Source organism: Amycolatopsis australiensis (assembly GCF_900119165.1).
Classification (GTDB): domain Bacteria; phylum Actinomycetota; class Actinomycetes; order Mycobacteriales; family Pseudonocardiaceae; genus Amycolatopsis; species Amycolatopsis australiensis.
This window is the reverse complement of the sequence record NZ_FPJG01000006.1, coordinates 6,735,581-6,753,160: the sequence shown is the minus strand read 5'-3', so window position 1 is coordinate 6,753,160 and position 17,580 is coordinate 6,735,581. Positions and strand designations below refer to the sequence as shown.

Annotated in this window: 19 protein-coding genes; 11 read left to right on the top strand and 8 right to left on the bottom strand. The window is 73.9% G+C overall.

Annotated elements, in window-relative coordinates; genetic code table 11:
* Positions 1–4: 4 nt before the first annotated feature.
* Positions 5–484, bottom strand: coding sequence for a MarR family winged helix-turn-helix transcriptional regulator (locus tag BT341_RS32875; protein ID WP_072479946.1), 480 nt, complete (start codon positions 482–484; stop codon positions 5–7).
* 82 nt (positions 485–566) lie between these two features.
* Here BT341_RS32875 and BT341_RS32870 point away from each other — a divergent pair, with 82 nt between their 5' ends.
* Positions 567–1,208 carry an FMN-dependent NADH-azoreductase gene (locus tag BT341_RS32870; protein WP_072479945.1) on the top strand — a complete coding sequence of 214 codons (642 nt, stop codon included), beginning with the start codon at positions 567–569 and terminating at the stop codon, positions 1,206–1,208.
* 18 nt (positions 1,209–1,226) lie between these two features.
* On the opposite strand, the gene BT341_RS32865 is transcribed toward BT341_RS32870, so the two are convergent.
* Positions 1,227–1,946, bottom strand: coding sequence for a M24 family metallopeptidase (locus BT341_RS32865; protein WP_072479944.1), 720 nt, complete (start codon positions 1,944–1,946; stop codon positions 1,227–1,229).
* Positions 1,947–2,049: 103 nt separating this feature from the next.
* Between BT341_RS32865 and BT341_RS32860 the strand changes: the two genes are divergently transcribed.
* The 3 genes from BT341_RS32860 to BT341_RS32850 are packed head-to-tail and all read left to right on the top strand — an operon-like array spanning position 2,050 to position 4,206.
* Positions 2,050–2,556, top strand: coding sequence for an ATP-binding protein (locus tag BT341_RS32860; protein ID WP_072479943.1), 507 nt, complete (start codon positions 2,050–2,052; stop codon positions 2,554–2,556).
* 1 nt (position 2,557) lies between these two features.
* The gene (locus BT341_RS32855) at positions 2,558–3,523 is read left to right on the top strand and encodes a GlxA family transcriptional regulator (RefSeq protein ID WP_072479942.1); all 966 of its coding nucleotides are present in this window, start codon (positions 2,558–2,560) and stop codon (positions 3,521–3,523) included.
* Between the two features lie 56 nt (positions 3,524–3,579).
* Positions 3,580–4,206: a response regulator gene (locus tag BT341_RS32850; RefSeq protein ID WP_072479941.1), complete on the top strand. Its 627-nt coding sequence runs from the start codon at positions 3,580–3,582 to the stop codon at positions 4,204–4,206.
* Here BT341_RS32850 and BT341_RS32845 read toward each other — a convergent pair.
* Positions 4,187–7,582 carry an indolepyruvate ferredoxin oxidoreductase family protein gene (locus tag BT341_RS32845; protein ID WP_245805196.1) on the bottom strand — a complete coding sequence of 1,132 codons (3,396 nt, stop codon included), beginning with the start codon at positions 7,580–7,582 and terminating at the stop codon, positions 4,187–4,189. The two genes, BT341_RS32850 and BT341_RS32845, sit on opposite strands and share 20 nt — an antisense overlap.
* A 157-nt stretch (positions 7,583–7,739) precedes the next feature.
* On the opposite strand from BT341_RS32845, the gene BT341_RS32840 reads away from it, so the two are divergent.
* Positions 7,740–8,186, top strand: a complete 447-nt coding sequence (locus BT341_RS32840) for an Lrp/AsnC family transcriptional regulator (RefSeq protein WP_072479940.1) — start codon at positions 7,740–7,742, stop codon at positions 8,184–8,186.
* Between the two features lies 1 nt (position 8,187).
* Positions 8,188–8,919, top strand: coding sequence for a hypothetical protein (locus tag BT341_RS32835; RefSeq protein WP_072479939.1), 732 nt, complete (start codon positions 8,188–8,190; stop codon positions 8,917–8,919).
* Positions 8,920–8,931: 12 nt separating this feature from the next.
* Here BT341_RS32835 and BT341_RS32830 read toward each other — a convergent pair whose 3' ends face one another.
* Together BT341_RS32830 and BT341_RS32825 are read right to left on the bottom strand one after the other, a co-directional pair.
* Positions 8,932–10,554: a thiamine pyrophosphate-binding protein gene (locus tag BT341_RS32830; RefSeq protein ID WP_072479938.1), complete on the bottom strand. Its 1,623-nt coding sequence runs from the start codon at positions 10,552–10,554 to the stop codon at positions 8,932–8,934.
* The gene (locus BT341_RS32825) at positions 10,551–11,324 is read right to left on the bottom strand and encodes a cyclase family protein (protein ID WP_072479937.1); all 774 of its coding nucleotides are present in this window, start codon (positions 11,322–11,324) and stop codon (positions 10,551–10,553) included. Before BT341_RS32825 ends, BT341_RS32830 begins: the two co-directional genes overlap by 4 nt.
* 120 nt (positions 11,325–11,444) lie before the next feature.
* Here BT341_RS32825 and BT341_RS32820 point away from each other — a divergent pair, with 120 nt between their 5' ends.
* Genes BT341_RS32820 through BT341_RS32810 form a run of 3 tightly spaced genes read left to right on the top strand, consistent with a single transcriptional unit; the run spans position 11,445 to position 13,712 of the window.
* A complete protein-coding gene (locus BT341_RS32820; RefSeq protein WP_072479936.1) occupies positions 11,445–11,840 on the top strand; it encodes a GntR family transcriptional regulator in 396 nt (131 codons plus the stop codon).
* 13 nt (positions 11,841–11,853) lie between these two features.
* Positions 11,854–12,738 carry an ABC transporter ATP-binding protein gene (locus BT341_RS32815; protein ID WP_072479935.1) on the top strand — a complete coding sequence of 295 codons (885 nt, stop codon included), beginning with the start codon at positions 11,854–11,856 and terminating at the stop codon, positions 12,736–12,738.
* Positions 12,735–13,712, top strand: coding sequence for an ABC transporter permease (locus tag BT341_RS32810; RefSeq protein WP_072482311.1), 978 nt, complete (start codon positions 12,735–12,737; stop codon positions 13,710–13,712). Before BT341_RS32815 ends, BT341_RS32810 begins: the two co-directional genes overlap by 4 nt.
* A 2-nt stretch (positions 13,713–13,714) precedes the next feature.
* Here the strand turns inward: BT341_RS32810 and BT341_RS32805 are convergent, their stop codons facing one another.
* The gene (locus tag BT341_RS32805) at positions 13,715–14,560 is read right to left on the bottom strand and encodes an SAM-dependent methyltransferase (RefSeq protein ID WP_072479934.1); all 846 of its coding nucleotides are present in this window, start codon (positions 14,558–14,560) and stop codon (positions 13,715–13,717) included.
* A 78-nt stretch (positions 14,561–14,638) separates the two neighbouring features.
* Positions 14,639–14,833 carry a hypothetical protein gene (locus BT341_RS32800; protein WP_072479933.1) on the bottom strand — a complete coding sequence of 65 codons (195 nt, stop codon included), beginning with the start codon at positions 14,831–14,833 and terminating at the stop codon, positions 14,639–14,641.
* A gap of 213 nt (positions 14,834–15,046) precedes the next feature.
* Here BT341_RS32800 and BT341_RS32795 point away from each other — a divergent pair, with 213 nt between their 5' ends.
* Positions 15,047–15,781, top strand: coding sequence for a sugar phosphate isomerase/epimerase family protein (locus tag BT341_RS32795; RefSeq protein WP_072479932.1), 735 nt, complete (start codon positions 15,047–15,049; stop codon positions 15,779–15,781).
* Positions 15,778–16,878: a Gfo/Idh/MocA family protein gene (locus tag BT341_RS32790; protein WP_072479931.1), complete on the top strand. Its 1,101-nt coding sequence runs from the start codon at positions 15,778–15,780 to the stop codon at positions 16,876–16,878. The genes BT341_RS32795 and BT341_RS32790 overlap by 4 nt, the downstream gene beginning before the upstream one ends.
* On the opposite strand, the gene BT341_RS32785 is transcribed toward BT341_RS32790, so the two are convergent.
* On the bottom strand, positions 16,875–17,462 hold the full coding sequence (locus BT341_RS32785; RefSeq protein ID WP_072479930.1) for a TetR/AcrR family transcriptional regulator: 588 nt from the start codon (positions 17,460–17,462) through the stop codon (positions 16,875–16,877). The two genes, BT341_RS32790 and BT341_RS32785, sit on opposite strands and share 4 nt — an antisense overlap.
* Positions 17,463–17,580 lie beyond the last annotated feature (118 nt).

Below are 17,580 nucleotides of genomic sequence, written 5' to 3'. Positions count from 1 at the left end.
GGCGTCAGCAGCCCGGCTCCGCCGCGGCTTCCGTGCACGCCTGCGTCTCGGTCTTGTTCGTGGCCTGGTGGAGCAGTTCGTAGAGCTGCTCGCGCTGGTCGTCGCTCAGCCCGGCCAGCACCTCGTTCTCGACCGCCGCCAGCGCGAACTCGGCCCGCGCGAGCAGCTTCGCGCCGACGTCGGTGAGCTCCACGACGTGGCGGCGCCGGTCGACGGGGGAGCGGCGCCGCTCGACCAGGTTCTCGGCCTCGAGGTCGTTGAGCAGGCCGACGACGTTCGTGCCGTCCATCTCCAGCGTCTTCGCCAGGTCCTGCTGGGAGCTGCCGCCGAGGTCGCGCAGGACCGTGAGGGCGATCAGGTGGCGCGGGCGCAGCCCCAGCGGCGCCAGGACCGACTCGCTGCGCAGCCGCATCCGGCGCGAGAGGTGGTCGAGCAGCGCCCCGCAGCGGTGGGGCGGCTGGTTCACGACCGGCAGCGACGTCATGCGCCCAGTATATGGGCACCCCAACGATCGATGTGCTATTAATGGTTTGCCTTACACAAACGATCTACGGATGGTTAACGACATGGCGCATCTCCTCCACATCGACTCGAGCATCCAGGGCGAGCGCTCGGTGAGCCGCCGGCTCAGCGCGCGGGCCGCGGCCGCGTGGCGGGCCGCCCACCCCGGCGGCACGGTGACCTACCGCGACCTGGGCGCGCACCCGCTGCCCCACATCGACGCGGCGAGCGGGCTGGCGGGCATGGTGCCGCCGGACCAGCACACGCCGGAGCAGGCGGCGGCGTGGGCGCGCAGCCGCGAGCTGGTCGACGAGATCAAGGCGGCCGACACGGTCCTGCTCGGCCTGCCGCTGTACAACTTCGGCGCGCCGAGCAGCGTGAAGACGTGGGTCGACCACTTGATCGCCCCGGGCCTGTCGATCGACCCGGAGACGCAGGCCGGGCTGCTGGGCGGCCGCGAGTTCATCGTGCTGGCCTCCCGCGGCGGCGGGTACGGCGAAGGAACCCCGCGCGAGGGCTGGGACCACGCCGAGCAGTGGCTGCCGCACGGCGTCTCGCTGACCGGCCTGGAGCCGCGGTTCATCACGGCGGAGCTGACCCTGGCGCGCGTGAACCCGGCGATGGCGGAGCTGATCCCGCTGGCCGACGCGAGCCTGGCGACGGCGGAGAAGGCGATCGACGAACTCTGGCTGCCCGCGCGAGTCTGACCGGCGGCGGGCCGGGCGTCACGACTCCGCGGCGCTCGGCCCCAGATCCAGGAGCTGCTCGAAGAAGCCGCCGATCCCCAGCCGGCGGTCCACCAGGTGCACCTCCAGGATCCAGTGCGCCGTCCGCCCGGCCCGGTCCGGCCGCCGCATCGGGCCGTCGCTGCCCGGGGCGATGTAGGAGTCGATGTCGGCGCCGTCGATCCGCTCGTGCGGGAACCGGCCCACCAGGTGACCGGCGATCGAGCCGCCGAACTCCCAGCCCGCTTCCCGCGCCAGCTCCACCATGTGCGCGTACAGCTGCGCGCCCGTGACGTCCGGCCGCGCGGCGAAGTACGCCCGGCCCGCATCGAACACCTCCGGGAGCGTGTCGCGCAGCCGGTGCTTGACCGGGTCGTCGCCCAGGACGAACGTGCGGCCGAAGTCCGCTTCCCAGTCCTCGAAGATCGGACCGAAGTCGGCGAACACGATGTCGTCCTCGGCCAGCACCCGGTCCGGCGGGTTTTCGCGGTAGGGCCGCAGCGTGTTGACGCCGGCGCGGACGATCCGCTTGTGCCAGTAGCGGCGGATGCCCAGCAGGTCGCCGGCCAGGTCGCGGATCGCGTCGCTCGCCTCGGTCTCCCGCACGCCCGGCGCCAGGATGCCGCGGTCGGCCACCGCGGCGAACAGCTCCACCGCCTTCGCCTGCGCGTCCAGCAGCCGTGCGGCGCGCTGCGCCTCGTCCTCGACCGGTTCGCCCATGGACCCGACGGTAACAACGCCGGGGCCGGGCGGTACCGTGCCGCCGGACCCGGGTGGCAAGATGCGGGGCCCGGACAGTCGACCTGGGCGAGGAAGGTCAGGGTTGAGCGCGCACACCTCCCAGATGGACGATATCCGGCTGGTCGCGCAGCCCAGCGCGCTGCCGGTCACGGAACTGTTCGTCCGCCTGATTCTCACCGACTGGTCCCTGCTGCCCATGCTGGAGCAGACGACCGCGACCGCGAAACGGCTGGTCGAGGCGGTGGTCGAGGCCGGCAACCCGCAGGCGCCCGCCTTCGTCACGCTGCGGCTGCGGCTGCGCGCCGACGTGCTGGCGGTCGAGGTCGACGACGACGTGCCCGGGCTGCCGGAACCGCAGGCCCGGCCCGGCGAGCGCGTCGGCGTCACGCCCGGCCCCGGCGGGTCCCGCACGACCTGGTGCGAGCTGCCGCTGCCCGGCGGGATGAACGCGCGGCAGGTGCGCCTGCCGCGGCGGCAGGACCGGCGGACCCTGGTCGACGAGCCGGTCTCGGGCGAGCCGGTGGCCGCCGACCCCCAGGTGCTGGAGCGCCTGCTCACCCGGTTGAGCGGCTGGTCGGGCTCGAGCTGACGTGCGGACCCGGCCCGTGCTCGTCGTGCTCTACGACGGCGTCCGCCTGCTGGACGTCTCGGGGCCGCTCGAAGTCTTCGCCGAAGCCAACGAGCACGGCGGGCGGTACGAACTGAAGACGGCGTCACCGGGCGGTGCCGACGTCCGCACCAACACCGGGACCCGCCTGGGTGCCGACCTCGACCTCGCGGCGGCCGACCCGCGTGGCGCGACCGTGCTGGTACCGGGCGGTCCCGAGTGGGTCCGCACGATCGCCGACACCGGGCTCGTCGCGCAGATCCGGCGGCTGGCCGACGGCGCGGACCGCACGGCCTCGGTCTGCGCGGGCGCGTTCGCCCTGGCCGCCGCGGGCGTGCTCGACGGCAGGCGGGCCACCACGCACTGGGATCTCACCGACCAGCTCGCCCGCCGATTCCCGCGCGTGCGGGTCGACGCCGACGCGATCTTCGTCAAGGACGGGCCGGTCATCACCTCGGCGGGCGTGACCTCCGGGATCGACCTGGCGCTCGCGCTGGTCGAGGCCGACCTCGGCGCGGAGGTGGCCCGGCTGGTGGCCAAGCACCTGGTCGTGTTCCTGCAGCGGCCGGGCGGCCAGTCGCAGTTCAGCGTCCGGCTGGAGACGGGCCGCCCGCGCACCGAGGTGCTGCGGGCGGTGCTCGACTCGGTGGCGGCCGACCCGTCGGCACCGCACACGCTCGAAACGATGGCGGCCCGCGCCGGCGTCAGCCCCCGCCACCTGACCCGCCTGTTCGCCGTCGAGCTCGGCCGCACCCCGGCCCGGTTCGTCGAGCAGGTGCGGGTGGAGTCGGCGCGGCAGCTGCTGGAGCGCACGGCCGATCCGCTGGACGCGGTGGCGCGCCGGTCGGGGTTCGGGTCGGCGGAGACGATGCGGCGGGCCTTCGCGCGTGGCCTCGGCGTGACGCCGAGCGGCTACCGGGCGCGGTTCCGGACCACCGGCATCCGCTGAACGGTTCCGCCCGCGGATCCGTGCCTCCAGGCAGGGGGAGTGAGGAGGCAGCCGTCGTGCGGATCGTGATCGCCGAGGAGGACACCCTGCTGCGGGAGGGGCTCGTGCTGCTCCTGCGCAGCGAGGGGTTCCACGTCGTCGCGGCCGTCGACCACCCCGGCGACCTGGTCGCCGAGGCCGGCGCGCAGGCACCCGACCTCGCCGTCGTCGACGTGCGGATGCCGCCGACGTTCACCGACGAAGGGCTGCGGGCCGCCCTCGAAGCCCGGCGCCGGCAGCCGGGCCTGGCGATCCTGGCACTGTCGGCCTTCGTCGAGGACGGCTACGCGGGCGACCTCCTGGCCGCCGGCGGGGGCGGCGCCGGCTACCTGCTCAAGGAGCGGGTCGGGAAGCCGGACGAGTTCCTCGACGCCCTCCGGCGGGTGGCGGCGGGCGGCACGGTCCTCGACCGGGACGTCGTGGCGGCTCAGCTGGCCCGGCGGCGGCCGGGCGACCCGGTCGCCACGCTCACCGCCCGCGAACGCGAGGTCGTCGCCCTCCTCGCCGAAGGCCACTCGGTCCCGACGATCGGGCGGCTGCTCGGCATCGGCACCGATGCGGCGCGCAAGCACGCTGGGGACGTCAGCGCGAAGCTGCGCGTCCCCGGCGAGGCCCAGTCGATGCTCAGCTGGTTACGAGCGTGAGCAGCTCGGCCTGCTTCTCCCGGTAGCGGGCCACGTTCGCCAGCTTGACGTCCTCGTAGCCGCGCACCAGGTCGGGCAGTTCCGCGAGGGCCAGCACGCGGGCGCGGTCGACGTCGCCGGCGCGGAGCGCCGCCAGCACCACCTCGCGGTAGTCCGCGATCAGCTCGCGTTCCACGCGCCGCACCTCGGCGCGGCCGAAGGGGTCGAAGCGGGTGCCGCGCAGCCGCCGCGACGCGTGCAGCAGCCGGAACGCCGGGCGGAACCACGGGCCCAGGCTGATCTTGCGCTTCATCCCGAGCGCCCGCAGCACCGGCGGGTGCAGCCGGTAGGCGTACTTCGAGCCCGCGCCGAACTCCTCGGCCAGCCCGGACAGGAACGCCGGGTCCAGCGACAGCCGGGCGACCTCGTACTCGTCCTTGTACGCCATCAGCTTGTACAGGTGCTTCGCGACCGCCTCGGTGATCTCCGTCGGCCCGTCTTCCAGCACCCGCACCTGCTCGACGAATTCCGCGTACGCCCGCGCGTACCGCTCGTCCTGGTAGGCGACCAGGTCCGGAATCCGGATGTCGAGCAGCCGGGCCAGCTCCGAGCCGGGCTCGGCGTGCACCAGCGCCCGCACCGCGGGCTGGGCGACCGGCCGCGCCGGCGCCGGCGCCGTGGTGACGGCGTCCGGGTCGGCCACCAGCTGACGGCCGCGGCGGAAGGCCTGCAGGTTCGCGGCCACGGCGGTGCCGTTCAGCTCGATCGCGCGCTCGATCACCGCGGCGGGCAGCGGGATGGCGCCGGTCTGGTAGGCCGCGCCGAGCTGCAGGACGTTCGCGAACTGGTCGTCGTCGAACAGTTCCTCGGCGAGGCCGCGCGCGTCCAGCGAGACCGTGCGCGCCGCCGCGGCTTCCAGCGGCGCCAGGACGCTGCCGGGGTCCGGGAACGACACCGTCGTGTCCACGACCATCCGCCCGGTCGGGACCTCGGTGGTCGACACGACGGCGGTGGTGCGGGCCGGGTCGGTGACGCCGAGGTTGGCCGCGTCCGCCCCGACCAGCGCGTCGCACGCCAGGTAGAGGTCGCATTCCCCGGCGGCGAGCTTCGGGGCCTGCTCGACGGGCTCGGCCGTGACCTTCAGGTCCGACACGACCGCGCCGCCCTTCTGCGCGAGCCCGGTCTGGTCGAGCGTGCGGACGTGCCGTCCGTCGAGCACCGCGGCGGTGGCGAGGATCTGGGTCACGGTGACGACGCCGGTGCCGCCGATGCCGGTGATCCGCACGGTGAAGTCCGATGTGGACGCCGACGCGGGGGCGGGGACCGCGTCGGCGGCCAGCTCACCGAGCTGCCGCCGCCGCTTGCGGCCGGCCGGCATGACGGTGACGAACGACGGGCAGTCCCCGGCCAGGCACGAGTAGTCGACGTTGCACGAGGACTGGTGGATCGCGGTCTTGCGGCCGAACTCGGTCGCCACCGGCTGCACGGACAGGCAGTTCGACTTGGTGCCGCAGTCGCCGCAGCCCTCGCAGACGCGCTCGTTGATCACCACGCGCGTGGCGGGTGCGGCCTGCTTGCCGCGGCGGCGTTTCCGGCGCTTTTCGGCCGCGCACTCCTGCTCGTGGATCAGCACGGTGACGCCCTTGACCTTCGCCAGCTCCTCCTGCGTGGCCAGCAGTTCCGTGCGGTCGCGGACTTCCACGCCGGCGGGCAGCTTCCGCCGCCGCAGCCGCGCGGGCGCGTCGCTGGTGATGACGACCCGGCGGGCGCCTTCCACGAGCAGCAGCTCGGCGACCTTCTCGACCGGGAGCCCGCCGACCGCGTCCTGCCCGCCGGTCATCGCGACGGCGGAGTTGTAGAGCAGCTTGTAGGTGATGTTGACCCCGGCGGCGACCGCGGCACGGACCGCGAGGCTGCCGGAGTGGGTGAACGTGCCGTCGCCGATGTTCTGGACGAAGTGCTCGGCCTCGACGAACGGCGCCATGCCGATCCACTGGGTGCCTTCGCCGCCCATCTGCGTCACGCCGAGGACCGTGCCGACCTGGTCGGGTTCCATGAACAGGGCCATGGTGTGGCAGCCGATGCCGCCACCGACGAGCGTGCCGTCCGGGACCTTCGTCGACGAGTTGTGCGGGCAGCCCGAGCAGAAGTACGGCGTCCGCGCGAGCAGCGGCACCGAGATGCGTTCGCGTCGGCGGCGGCCGCGCCACGCGTCGACGGGCGGGATGCCTTCCGGCAGCCGGCGGGCCAGGCCGGTGGCGATGCCGTCGGGGTCCAGCTCGCCGAGCTCGGTGAACAGCGTGCGGCCGTCGCGATCCTTCTTGCCGGTGACCGCGGGCGCGCCGGGAACGCCGTACAGGACTTCCTTCAGCGCCGTTTCGACGAAGGACCGCTTCTCCTCGACGACGACGATCTCCTCGAGCCCGTCGGCGAACTGGCGGACGATCCCCGGTTCGAGCGGGTGGATCGCGCCGAGCTTGAGGATCCGGATGCCGTGCTTCGTCAGGCTTTCGGCGTCGAGCCCGAGCGTGCGCAACGCCTGCTGAAGGTCCAGATAGGACTTACCGGCGGAGACGATGCCGATCCGGTCGGCCGGGCCGCGCGCGGTGATCCGGTTGACGCCGCTCGCGCGCAGGTACTCCAGCGCCAGCGGCAGCCGGACGGTGAAGAGGCTGCGTTCCAGGGCCGCGAGGCCCGGGCCGAGCAGCCGCGACGTCGGCGCGTGCCGGTACGCGCCGTCGATCTCCGGAGCGGTCCACTGCGGACTGACGACGGCGGTGCCCGACGCGTCGGCGACGTTGGCCACGATCTTCAGCGACGTCCACAGCCCGGCCGCGCGGGACAGCTCGACCGCGTGCCTGCCGAGGTCGAGCACGTCCTGTGAGTCGGCCGGGAAGAACACCGGGATCGCCAGGTCGGCGAGCGCGAGTTCGGACGCGCAGGGGACGGTCGAGGACTTCGCGTTCGGGTCGTCGCCGACCAGGGCGACCGCGCCGCCCCGCGGATCGGTGCCGGCCAGGTTGGCGTGGCGGAGGGCGTCGGTGGCGCGGTCGAGGCCGGGGGCCTTGCCGTACCAGAAGCCGGTGACGCCACGGCGGCCGCCGGCGCCCGCGACGAGCTGGCTGCCCATGACCGACGTCGCGGCCAGCTCCTCGTTGAGCCCGGGCCGGTGCACGACGTCGTGCTTCTCGAGCAGCTTCGCGCGGCGGCCGAGTTCGAGGTCGTAGCCGGCCAGCGGCGAGCCCTCGTAGCCGGAGACGAACACGGCCGGGTCGCCGCCGTGGGCGCGGTCGTGGCGGACGCGGTCGAACAGCAGCCGGACCAGGGCCTGCACCCCGGTCAGGTGCACGGTCCCGGCCTCCCGGAGATAGCGGTCTTCCAGGGTGTACGTCTCCACGGTGCCGGCTCCCTTCGCGTCGGTGTGCTTCCGGGCACAGTGCGACGCGCGCCACAGCCACGCAACAGCCGGGCCCGTTTCACGCCGTGACACGCAAAGATCAGCGGGCCCGGTCGCCTGCTGGCCCGGATTTTTGCGCGCGGTTACGCTCTGGCGCATGACCGAAGAGCCGCTCGACGCGACCGACCACGAGATCCTCGGCCTGCTGCGCGAGGACGCCCGCCGGACGCTGTCGGACATCGCCGGCCGCGTCACCCTGTCGACGGCCGCGGTCAAGCGCCGCATCGACCGGCTGCGCGAGACCGGCGTGATCACCGGGTTCACCGTGCAGGTCGACCACGCGAAGCTCGGCTGGGGCATCGAGGCGTTCACCGAGCTGCGGTTCGTCGGCAACACGAAGGTCGACGAAATCCTGCGCACCACCACCCGGATGCCGGAGGCGCAGGCGGTGTTCACGATCGCCGGCGACCCGGACGCCCTGGTGTGGCTGCGCGTGCGGGACATGGCCCACCTGCAGAAGACGATCGACGAGATCCGCCGGCACCACCAGGTGACCGGCACGAAGACGCTGATCGCGCTCGAATCCTGGTCGCGGGGGAGCTGACGTGCTCGTCACGCTGGCGCAGCGCCCGGACCTGGCGGAGGCGGCCTACGCGATCCCGTACCCGCCGGAGTCGCCGAAGTTCATGGCGGGCAGCCTGGCGAGCCTGCTGGTGCGCGGCCGCCGGGTGGCGCGCCGCTGGCCGCACCTGGTGGTCGCGCTGCTGGACGAGGGCGCGCCGGTCGCCCGCGGGATCATGGTGCCGTTCCGCGGCCGGGGCGCCCTGCCCGCGCGCGGCTGGGACGAGGTGGCGGTGTGGGCGGCGGAGGACGCCCTCGACGACGTCGCCCCGGACACGGCGGCCGCCCTGGAGATCGCGGTCCACCCGGACCACCGGGCCCGCGGCCACTCGCGCACGGTCCTGGAGGCGATGCGCGAAGCGGTCGCGGCGGCCGGGCTGGGCTCGCTGGTGATCCCGCTCCGCCCGCCGGACAAGGCAGCGGCCCCGGCGACGCCGATGCGGGAGTACGCGGCCGAGACGCGCGCGGACGGCCTGCCGGCCGACCGCTGGTTGCGCACGCACGTCCGCGCGGGCGGCCGCATCGAGGCGGTCGCGCCGTGCTCGGCGACGGTCCAGGCGCCACTGGCGGACTGGCGGAGCTGGACCGGGCTCGCGTTCGACCGCGACGGCGAGGTGACGGTCCCCGGCGCGCTCGCCCCGGTGTTCGTGTCCACCGCCCAGGACTTCGCGGTCTACGTGGAGCCGAACGTCTGGGTGTCGCACCGGGTGGCCTGACGCCGGGGCCGGTCAGTGCCGGAAGGCCTCCGCGAGCCACCACGACCCGCCGTCGTCGGCGATCTTCGCGTCGATCACCAGCGGTGCGTCTCGCGGGCCGGCCAGCCATTCCCGCACCGCGAACAGGTCTTCGGCGGACCGCACGGTGATGCCGTCCGCGCCGAAGCCGCGGGCGATCGCGGCCACGTCGGAGTCGGGGAAGCGGACCGTCGTCATGTCGGCGTCGCCGAAGTGGTGGACCTCCGCGCCGTACGCCGCGTCGTTGTAGACGATCACCACCAGTGGCAGGCCGAGCCGGACCGCCGTGTCCAGTTCGGACAGTGCCATGTGGAACCCGCCGTCGCCGGTGCCCAGCACCGGCAGGCGGTCCGGGCGGGCGAGCGCCGCGCCGATCGCGGTTCCCAGTCCGAGCCCGATGCTCTGGAACGCCTGCGTGAAGCAGAAACCCGCTTCGTCGGGCACCGACAGGTAGGCGCTCGGGTAGCCCATGAAGTTGCCCGAGTCGACGGAGACGATCCGCTGCGCGGGCAGCAGCTCGTCGAGCAGCTTGCTCAGCGTGCGCGGGTCGATCCGCCCGTCGCGCGAGAGGTCGTCGTGGGCGACGTCGTTCCAGCGCCCGGCCGCGATGCGCGCGGCGACCTCGCCGGTCCGGTAGCCCCGCCGCTGCCGCACCACCGCCGCGACGTCCGCGGCCGTGCAGCCGACGTCCCCGGTGACGCCGAGGTCGATCGGCCGGTGCGCGCCGAGCGCGCCCTGCTCGAGGTCGACCTGCGCGAGTTTTGCGTGCGGGCTGAGCAGCTTCCCGTGCCGCGTGGTCCACGTGTTCAGCGCGCACCCCCAGCCGACGACGAGGTCGGCGCCCACGATCAGCTCTGCCGCCACCGGGGACGCGAACCCGCCGGAGATGCCGAGGGCGAACGGGTCGCCGGCGAACAGCCCGTGCGCGACCGCCGACGTCGCCGGCAACGCGCCGCACCGCGAAGCCAGCTCCCGCAACGGTGCGGCGCTGCCACGGGCGCCGCGGCCGGCGATGAACACGGGCCGCTCGGCGGCGTCGAGCAGGGCCGCCAGCGCCGTCACGGCCGACGCGTCCGGCCGGACCGGCGCCGGCCCCGCGACCTCCGGCAGGGACTCCGGCGGCGACGGCGCGGGCTGGGCCTGGACGTCGAGCGGCAGGTTCAGCACCACGGTCCGGCGCTGCTGCCGCGCGGTCCGGAAGGCCCGCACGGTGTCGGCGACCGCGCTCGCGGCCGAGTGCACGCGCTCCGGCACCGCGCCGACCGCCGCGGCGAGCCCGTCCTGGTCGATCCGGAAGTTCGACAGCACCGACGCGGCCGCGGAGTCGGCGGTGAGCACGAGCATCGGCGTCCGGCTCTTGGCCGCCTCGGTGATCCCGGTGACGGCGTTGGTCAGCCCGCACCCCTGGTGCAGCGACAGCACCGACACCTGCCCGCTCATCCGCGCGTACGCGTCGGCCATGCTCGCCGCGCCGCCCTCGTGGCGGGCGGCGACGAACCGGACGCCGCCCGCGCGCAGCGCGTTCGTCACCTCGAAGTTGCCGCTGCCGACCACGCCGAAGGCCGTGCCGGCGCCGAGGCCGGCCAGCGTGCGGCCGACGAGCTCGGCGACGTTCACCGTTCCACCAGCGCCAGCACCCGGGCCGGGCTGCCGGACCCGCCGACGATCGGCAGCGGCGAGACGAGCAGCAGCGTCCCGGTCGGCGGCAGGGCGGCGAGGTTCTGCAGCTGCGTCAGCCCGTGCTTGCCCGCGCCCAGCAGCAGCTCGTGGCACGGGAACATCGGCTCGAGCCCGGGCGCCTGCCCGGCGTCCGTGCCGACGGTTTCGACGCCCAGCCCGGTGATCGGCGTTTGCTCGGCCAGCCACCGCGCGCACTCGGGGGAGACGCCGGGGGTGTGCGAGCCGGTGTCGTCGGCGTTGAGGAATTCGGCCTGGTCGTGGCTGCGCGTGTCCCAGCCGGTGCGGTAGAGCAGCCAGCCGCCGTCGGGCAGCGGGCCGTGCTCGGCCGTCCAGGCGCGCACGTCGTCGACCGACAGCAGGAAGTCCGGGTTTTCCGCCGCCTGCGCGGAGAAGTCGAGGACCACCGCGGGCGCCACGAGTGTCCTGAGCGGCACCTGCGAGACGTCGTGGCCGTCCTTCCCGGACACCCAGTGCACCGGGACGTCCAGGTGGGTGCCGGTGTGCTCGCCGGTGTGGATGTCGTTCCAGTACCACCGCGGGCCGCGCTCGTCGTAGCGGCTGATCTCCTCCAGCCGGAACGGGATCGTGTTGGCGAACGGCTCCGGCAGCTGCAGGATCGGCGTCGCCGCGCTCAGCGGAGCGGTCAGGTCGACGATCTCGATCGCGCCGCCCGCGATCGCCTTGCTCAGCCCGTCCAACAACGACATGCCTGCCTCCCGGTGCCGGTGTGCGTCTCGCTCCGAGACCCTATGCCCGCGCGGGCCGCCTTGACAGCCGTGCGCCCGGCGGTGTTGTCTTAATGTCGTAAGACAATAGGAAGGTGACGGGTGATCGAGTTCGTGCTGGACGGCCGTTCCAAGGTCGCCACGTACATGCAGCTCGTCGTGCAGGTGAAGCAGGCGCTGCGGGTCGGCCTGCTGCGCCCCGGCGACCAGCTGCCGAAGGTGCGGGACGTGGCCCAGGCACTGGCGATCAACCCGAACACCGTGCTCAAGGCCTATCGCGAGCTGGTGCTGGAGGGGCTCGCCGAGGGCAGGCCGGGGGTGGGCACGTTCGTCACCGGCAGCCTGGCCGGCCCTTCGCTGGGGAGCCAGGCGCGGCTGCGCGACGAGCTGGTGGCCTGGCTGGAGCGCGCCGAAGCCGCGGGGATGTCGGCCGACGACATCGCCGCCCTGTTCGAGACCACGTTGCGCGGTGCCCCGGTGCCGCGCGACCTTGCGTAGGGAGTTGGCGGAGATGGAGCTGGCCATCGAGGCCCGGGCGCTGGGCAAGCGCTACGGGCGCACGTGGGCTCTGCGGGACTGCACGCTGGACGTGCCTGCCGGGCGGATCGCCGCGCTGGTCGGCCCGAACGGCGCGGGCAAGACGACGTTGCTGCACCTGGCCGTCGGGCTGTCGCGGCCCGACGCGGGCGAGGTGCGCGTGTTCGGCCACGACCCGCGGTCGGTGCTCGCCGACGTCGGGTTCGTCGCCCAGGACACCCCGCTGTACCGGGACTTCACCGCCGCGGAGCTGGTCACCATGGGCGGCAAGCTCAACCGCCGCCGCTGGGACGCCGCGCTGGCCCGTGAGCGCCTCGCCATGCTCGGCATTCCGCCGGGCAAACCGGTCGGGCAGCTCTCCGGCGGGCAGCGGGCGCAGGTCGCGCTGGCGCTGGCCCTGGCCAAACGCCCGCGGCTGTTGCTGCTCGACGAGCCCATCGCGAGCCTCGACCCGTTGGCGCGCCGGGAGTTCATGCAGGCGCTGATGGGCGCGGTCGCCGAAAGCGAGACGACCGTGCTGCTGTCCTCGCACCTGCTGGCCGACCTCGAACGCAGCTGCGACTACGTCGTCGTCCTGCAGCAGTCCCGCGTCCAGCTCGCCGGTCCGGTCGACGAGCTGCTCGACACCCATCGGACGCTCGTCGGCCCGCGGGCCGGCAGCGAGTCCATCGCCGGGGTGGCGAAGGTGGTCCGCGCGAGCCACACCGAACGCCAGTCGACCCTGCTGGTCCGCCGCGGCGGCGGGCCTGTCGATCCACTGTGGACGGAGCATGACGTGACACTGGAGGACCTGGTGCTGGCGCACCTGGCGGAGGCCGGGCCGCGTGTCGCCGCGTCCGCGTGGGGGGTGCCGGCATGATCTGGCTGACCTGGCGCCAGCACCGCAGGCAGGCGCTGTTCACCCTCGCCGCCCTCGGCGTGCTCGCCGCGATCATGGTGCCCACGGGCCTGGCGATGCACGCGAAGTACGACAGCCTCGGCCTGGCCGCCTGCCGGGCCGCGCTCGGCAGCGCGTCGACGGTCACGCAGACCGACGCCGTCGCGCGCTGCGAAAGCCTCGGCCACCAGTTCCAGCAGCAGTTCAACGGCATGGTGTTCGTCGCCGTCCTGTTCGTGGTGCTGCCGGTGCTGGTCGGCGTGTTCTTCGGCGCGCCGCTGGTCGCCCGCGAGGTCGAGCAGGGCACCCACCGTCTCGTGTGGACGCAGGGCGTGAGCAGGCTGCGCTGGGCGCTGGCGAAGTTCGGCCTGGTCGGCGCGATCACCGGGGTGCTGGCGGTCGGGTACGCGCTCGGCGTGTCCTGGTGGTTCCAGCCGCTGGTCTCGGCGAGCACCGGACGGCTGACCTACCTGTCGTTCGACGTCCAGGGAGTCGTCCCGATCGCGTACACGCTGTTCGCGCTCGCGCTGGGCGTCTTCGCGGGCACGTTCTGGCGGAAGGTGCTCCCCGCCATGGGGATCGCGCTGGTGGGCTTCGCCGCGGTCCGCGTCGCGATCGAGGTCCTGGCCCGGCCGCGGTACCTCCCCGCGCGGACCCTGACCTTCTCACCGTCGGGCAACCAGACACCGAACCCGGCGTCGGGGGACTGGGTGATGTCCCAGGGTGTCCGCGACGCGGCGGGCGAGCTGGTGCTGCCGGACGCGCAGATCGGCCCCTGCCCGCCGAGCGGCGGCTGCGGCGACGGCGGCGGCGCCGGACCCGGCGCGTACAACTGGCTTCAGTACCAGCCGGGGGACCGGTTCTGGACGTTCCAGGGCATCGAGACGGGCATCTTCGTCCTGCTGACGGCGGCACTGGTGTACTTCGCCCTCCGCCGGCTGCGCACCCTCGCCTGACGTCAGCGCTTGACGCCGACGATCCCCGCCACGCACTTGGCCGACCCGGACAGGGGCGTCAGGCGGGGCCCGTCCGGCCACCACTCGTCGCACACCGCCAGGCCCGGCTCCGACGTGGCGTTCGGCTGGAGGAACTCCAGGCCCGGCAGCATGGCTTCGATCTCCGCGCGGGTGCGGAACCGGCCGGCGCCGAGCGGGCCCTGCACCAGGATCTGCTCGATGCGCTTGGCGATCGCGGTCAGCTCCGGGATCTCGGGGTCGAAGAAGTGCGACAGCACCACGTACGAGCCCGGGGCCAGCGCGTCGATGTACTCGCGCATGACGTCGACCGCGCCGTCGCCCTCGAAGTGGTGCATCGTGCCGACGTGCAGCAGCGCGACCGGCTCCGCGAAGTCGACGTGCTGGAGCACCTGCTCGTTGCCGAGCACCTGCTGCGGCTCGAAGATGTCCGCCTCGACCATGTGCGTGAAGTCGTTCTCCACCAGCAGCGCCCGGCCGTGCGCGAGGACCACGGGGTCGTTGTCGACGTAGACGACCGTGTTGTCCTTGTCGATGCGCTGGACGATCTGGTGCGTGTTCTCCGCCGTCGGCAGCCCGGACCCGCAGTCGACGTACTGGCGGATCTTCGTCTGGGTCGCGAGCATCCGCAGCGCGCGGTTGTGGAAGCCGCGGTTGCCGCGGGCGATGTCGACCGCCTCGGGGACCGCCGTGCGGATCTTGTCCATCACCACGCGGTCGACCTCGTAGAAGTTGCTGCCGCCGAGGAACCCGTCGTAGATGCGCGCGATGCTCGGCCGCTCGGGGTCGACGCCCACGGGGATCTGGCTCGGGGACAGGGTCTCGGACATGGGCGACCTCGCAGGACTTCGGCGGGTGGCGATGGGCCACCCAGCGTAGTAGTCCGGGTCCGCGCGGTGAAGGCGAGGTCAGCCGCTCGGGCGAAGGCGCTGGTCGGGGATGATGTCGCGGGCGCGTTCGGCGCGTTCGCGGCGCAGCCGGGCGAGGTGCTGCTCGATCCGCCGGTCGAGGTCGCGCGCGGCCTCGGACAGTTCCGTCAGGTCGCGACGGGACAGCGGGTGGCCGACGGCCCCCGTGTCCGCTTCGTCCCCTGCCCAGTCCACTGCCGCACCTCCCGCGTCGGATCGGCTCGGGCTTGACCCCCGTTCAAAGGCGTTACTGCCCCACGGGGCGCTCGCCAAAACACCGGACCCCGTGACCTCGGGCACCCGGCCTGCGGCCGTCCGGTGGACGGGGCGGGGAATTCCCTGGTGCCAATTTTGACCAGGTGGTAGAAATTTGGCAGCCAGGTGCCACCGTGACCTCAGGAGCTGGGGATGAGCGAGCTTTCCGTGCAGCTGTACTCAGTCCGCGACGCCTTCGCGGCCGACCCCGCCGACACCCTGCGGCGGCTCGCCGCGATCGGCTTCACGCGGGTCGAGCCCTACGGCGTCGTCGAAAACGTCGAAGCGCTGCGGGCCGGGCTGCCCGCGAACGGCCTGAGCGCGCCGACCGCGCACGCGCGGCTCGTCGGCGCCGACCAGCACGCCGTGTTCGCCGCGGCGGCCGAGCTGGGCATCGGCCTGGTGATCGACCCGATGGTCGCGCCGGAGCGCTGGCAGGACCCCGCCGACATCGCGGCCACCGCGGACGCGCTCAACGCCGCCGCCGAGGTCGCGGCCGGGCACGGCGTGCGGGCCGGCTACCACAACCACTGGTGGGAGCTGCAGTCGCGGATCGACGGCCGCAGCGCGCTCGAGGTGTTCGCCGCGCAGCTCGACCCGGCCGTGGCGCTGGAGGTCGACACGTACTGGGCGACCGCGGGCGGCGAGGACGCGCCCGCCCTGCTGCGGCGGCTCGGCGACCGGGTCCGCGCGATCCACGTCAAGGACGGCGGGCTCGCCACCGACGCCACCGGCCAGGTCCCCGCCGGCCAGGGCCGCGTGCCGGTCGCCGAGGTGCTCGCCGCCGCGCCGGACGCGCTGCGCGTGATCGAGTTCGACGCCTTCGACGGCGACCTGTTCGAGGCCATCGCCGCCAGCCGCGCCTTCCTGACCGGCGGCGCGCGGTGACCGGCGGGCCGGTCGGCGTCGGCATCGTCGGCGCCGGCGTCATCAGCGGCACGTACCTGGAGAACCTGACGAGCTTCCCGGACGTGCGCGTGCTGCGGGTCGCCGACCTCGACACCGGGCGCGCCGCGGCCCGCGCGGCCGAGTACGGCGTGCCGCGTCCGGGCACCGTGGCCGAGCTGCTGGACGACCCGGAAGTCGAGATCGTCGTCAACCTGACCCTGCCCGCGGCACACGTCGAGGTCGGGCTCGCCGCGCTGGAAGCGGGCAAGCACGTCTGGGCCGAGAAGCCGCTGGCCCTGGACCGCCAGACCGGCCGCAAGCTGCTCGACCGCGCCCGCGAGAAGGGCCTGCGCGTGGCGAGCGCGCCCGACACCGTGCTCGGCGCGGCGCTGCAGACCGCGCGGCGCGCCGTCGACGCGGGCCGGATCGGCCGTCCCCTCACCGCGCTGGCGCTGTTCCAGGTGCCGGGACCGGAGGTGTGGCACCCGGCGCCCGAGTTCTACTTCCAGGCGGGCGGCGGGCCGCTGCTCGACATGGGCCCGTACTACCTGACGGCGCTGGTGCACCTGCTCGGCCCGGTCCGGCGGGTCACCGCGGCCGGCGCGCGGGCGCGCGACACGCGCGTCATCGGCTCCGGGCCGCGGGCGGGCACGGAGTTCCCGGTGCTGGTGCCGACGACGGTCACCGCGCTCGTCGAGTTCGAACGCGGCTCCGCGCAGCTGGTCCTGAGCTTCGACTCGGCGCTCAAGCGCGCCGGGCTGGTCGAGCTGACCGGCACGCTCGGCACCGCCGTGCTGCCCGACCCCAACCGGTTCGACCCGCCGACCACGCTGCACCTGCTCGGCCACGACGAGCCGGAAGAGCTGGCGCCGGAAGGCCACCCGGCCTCGCGCGGCACCGGCACGCTGGAGCTGGCCAGGGCGATCCGGGCCGGGGTCCCGGAGCGAGCGTCCGGCGAGCTGGCCTACCACGTGCTCGACGCGATGCTGGCCATCGACGAGTCGCTCACCGGCGGCCGGCCGGTCGAGGTCGGCAGCAGCGCCGACGTCCCGCCGCTGCTGCCGCCGGGCTGGGACCCGTACGCGAAGACCCTCTAGAGCGGGACGGTGAGCAGGTTCTGCAGGTAGAAGCGCAGCGAGCCGACCAGGTCGACGTCGCCGGGGACGGTCAGCCACTGCACCTGCAGGCCGTCCATCAGCGCGATGAACGTCAGCGCCGCCGTCCCGGGGTCGACCCCGGGACGCAGCTCGCCGCGGGCGGCGAGGGCTTCGAACGACTCGCGCACGCCGTCGCGCGCGGCCCGGTAGTGGCGCACGAAGTACTCGTGCGCCGGGTGGTCCGGGGCGACCGCTTCGGCGGCGAGCCGCGAGTACAGGTCGACGATGCCGGGGTGGCGGACGTTGTGCTCGGCCAGCGCGACGAAGTGGCGCAGGACTTCGAGCCCGGGCGGCACGGTCAGCCGCTCGCGCTCGGAGTCCTCCGCGTCGCGCCGTTCGAGCACGGCCGCGAGCAGGGCCTCCTTGGTGGGGAAGTAGTACAGGAGGCCGGCGTGGGAGATGCCGACGCGCTTGGCGATCTCCCGCAGGGACGAGCCGTGGTAGCCGAGTTCGCCGTAGGCCGCGGCCGCCGCGGTGATGATGTCCTCGCGGCGGATCCGGCCTTTCAGGTAGCCCCCGGTCACGGGGTCGCGGTGGTCTCGGCGGCGTGCACGGGACCATCATGCCGCAGCGATCGTTCGCACAAACGTCGTGAGTGATCGAACAATTCGGTTGTGCGAACCCGCGTGTCTTGCGAGCATC

Excerpts from the sequence above, each read along its gene's own strand:
- BT341_RS32875 (WP_072479946.1), bottom strand. The coding sequence starts at position 484 with ATGACGTCGCTGCCGGTCGTGAACCAGCCGCCCCACCGCTGCGGGGCG.
- BT341_RS32870 (WP_072479945.1), top strand. The coding sequence starts at position 567 with ATGGCGCATCTCCTCCACATCGACTCGAGCATCCAGGGCGAGCGCTCG.
- BT341_RS32865 (WP_072479944.1), bottom strand. The coding sequence starts at position 1,946 with ATGGGCGAACCGGTCGAGGACGAGGCGCAGCGCGCCGCACGGCTGCTG.
- BT341_RS32840 (WP_072479940.1), top strand. The coding sequence starts at position 7,740 with ATGACCGAAGAGCCGCTCGACGCGACCGACCACGAGATCCTCGGCCTG.
- BT341_RS32825 (WP_072479937.1), bottom strand. The coding sequence starts at position 11,324 with ATGTCGTTGTTGGACGGGCTGAGCAAGGCGATCGCGGGCGGCGCGATC.
- BT341_RS32815 (WP_072479935.1), top strand. The coding sequence starts at position 11,854 with ATGGAGCTGGCCATCGAGGCCCGGGCGCTGGGCAAGCGCTACGGGCGC.
- BT341_RS32810 (WP_072482311.1), top strand. The coding sequence starts at position 12,735 with ATGATCTGGCTGACCTGGCGCCAGCACCGCAGGCAGGCGCTGTTCACC.
- BT341_RS32805 (WP_072479934.1), bottom strand. The coding sequence starts at position 14,560 with ATGTCCGAGACCCTGTCCCCGAGCCAGATCCCCGTGGGCGTCGACCCC.
- BT341_RS32795 (WP_072479932.1), top strand. The coding sequence starts at position 15,047 with ATGAGCGAGCTTTCCGTGCAGCTGTACTCAGTCCGCGACGCCTTCGCG.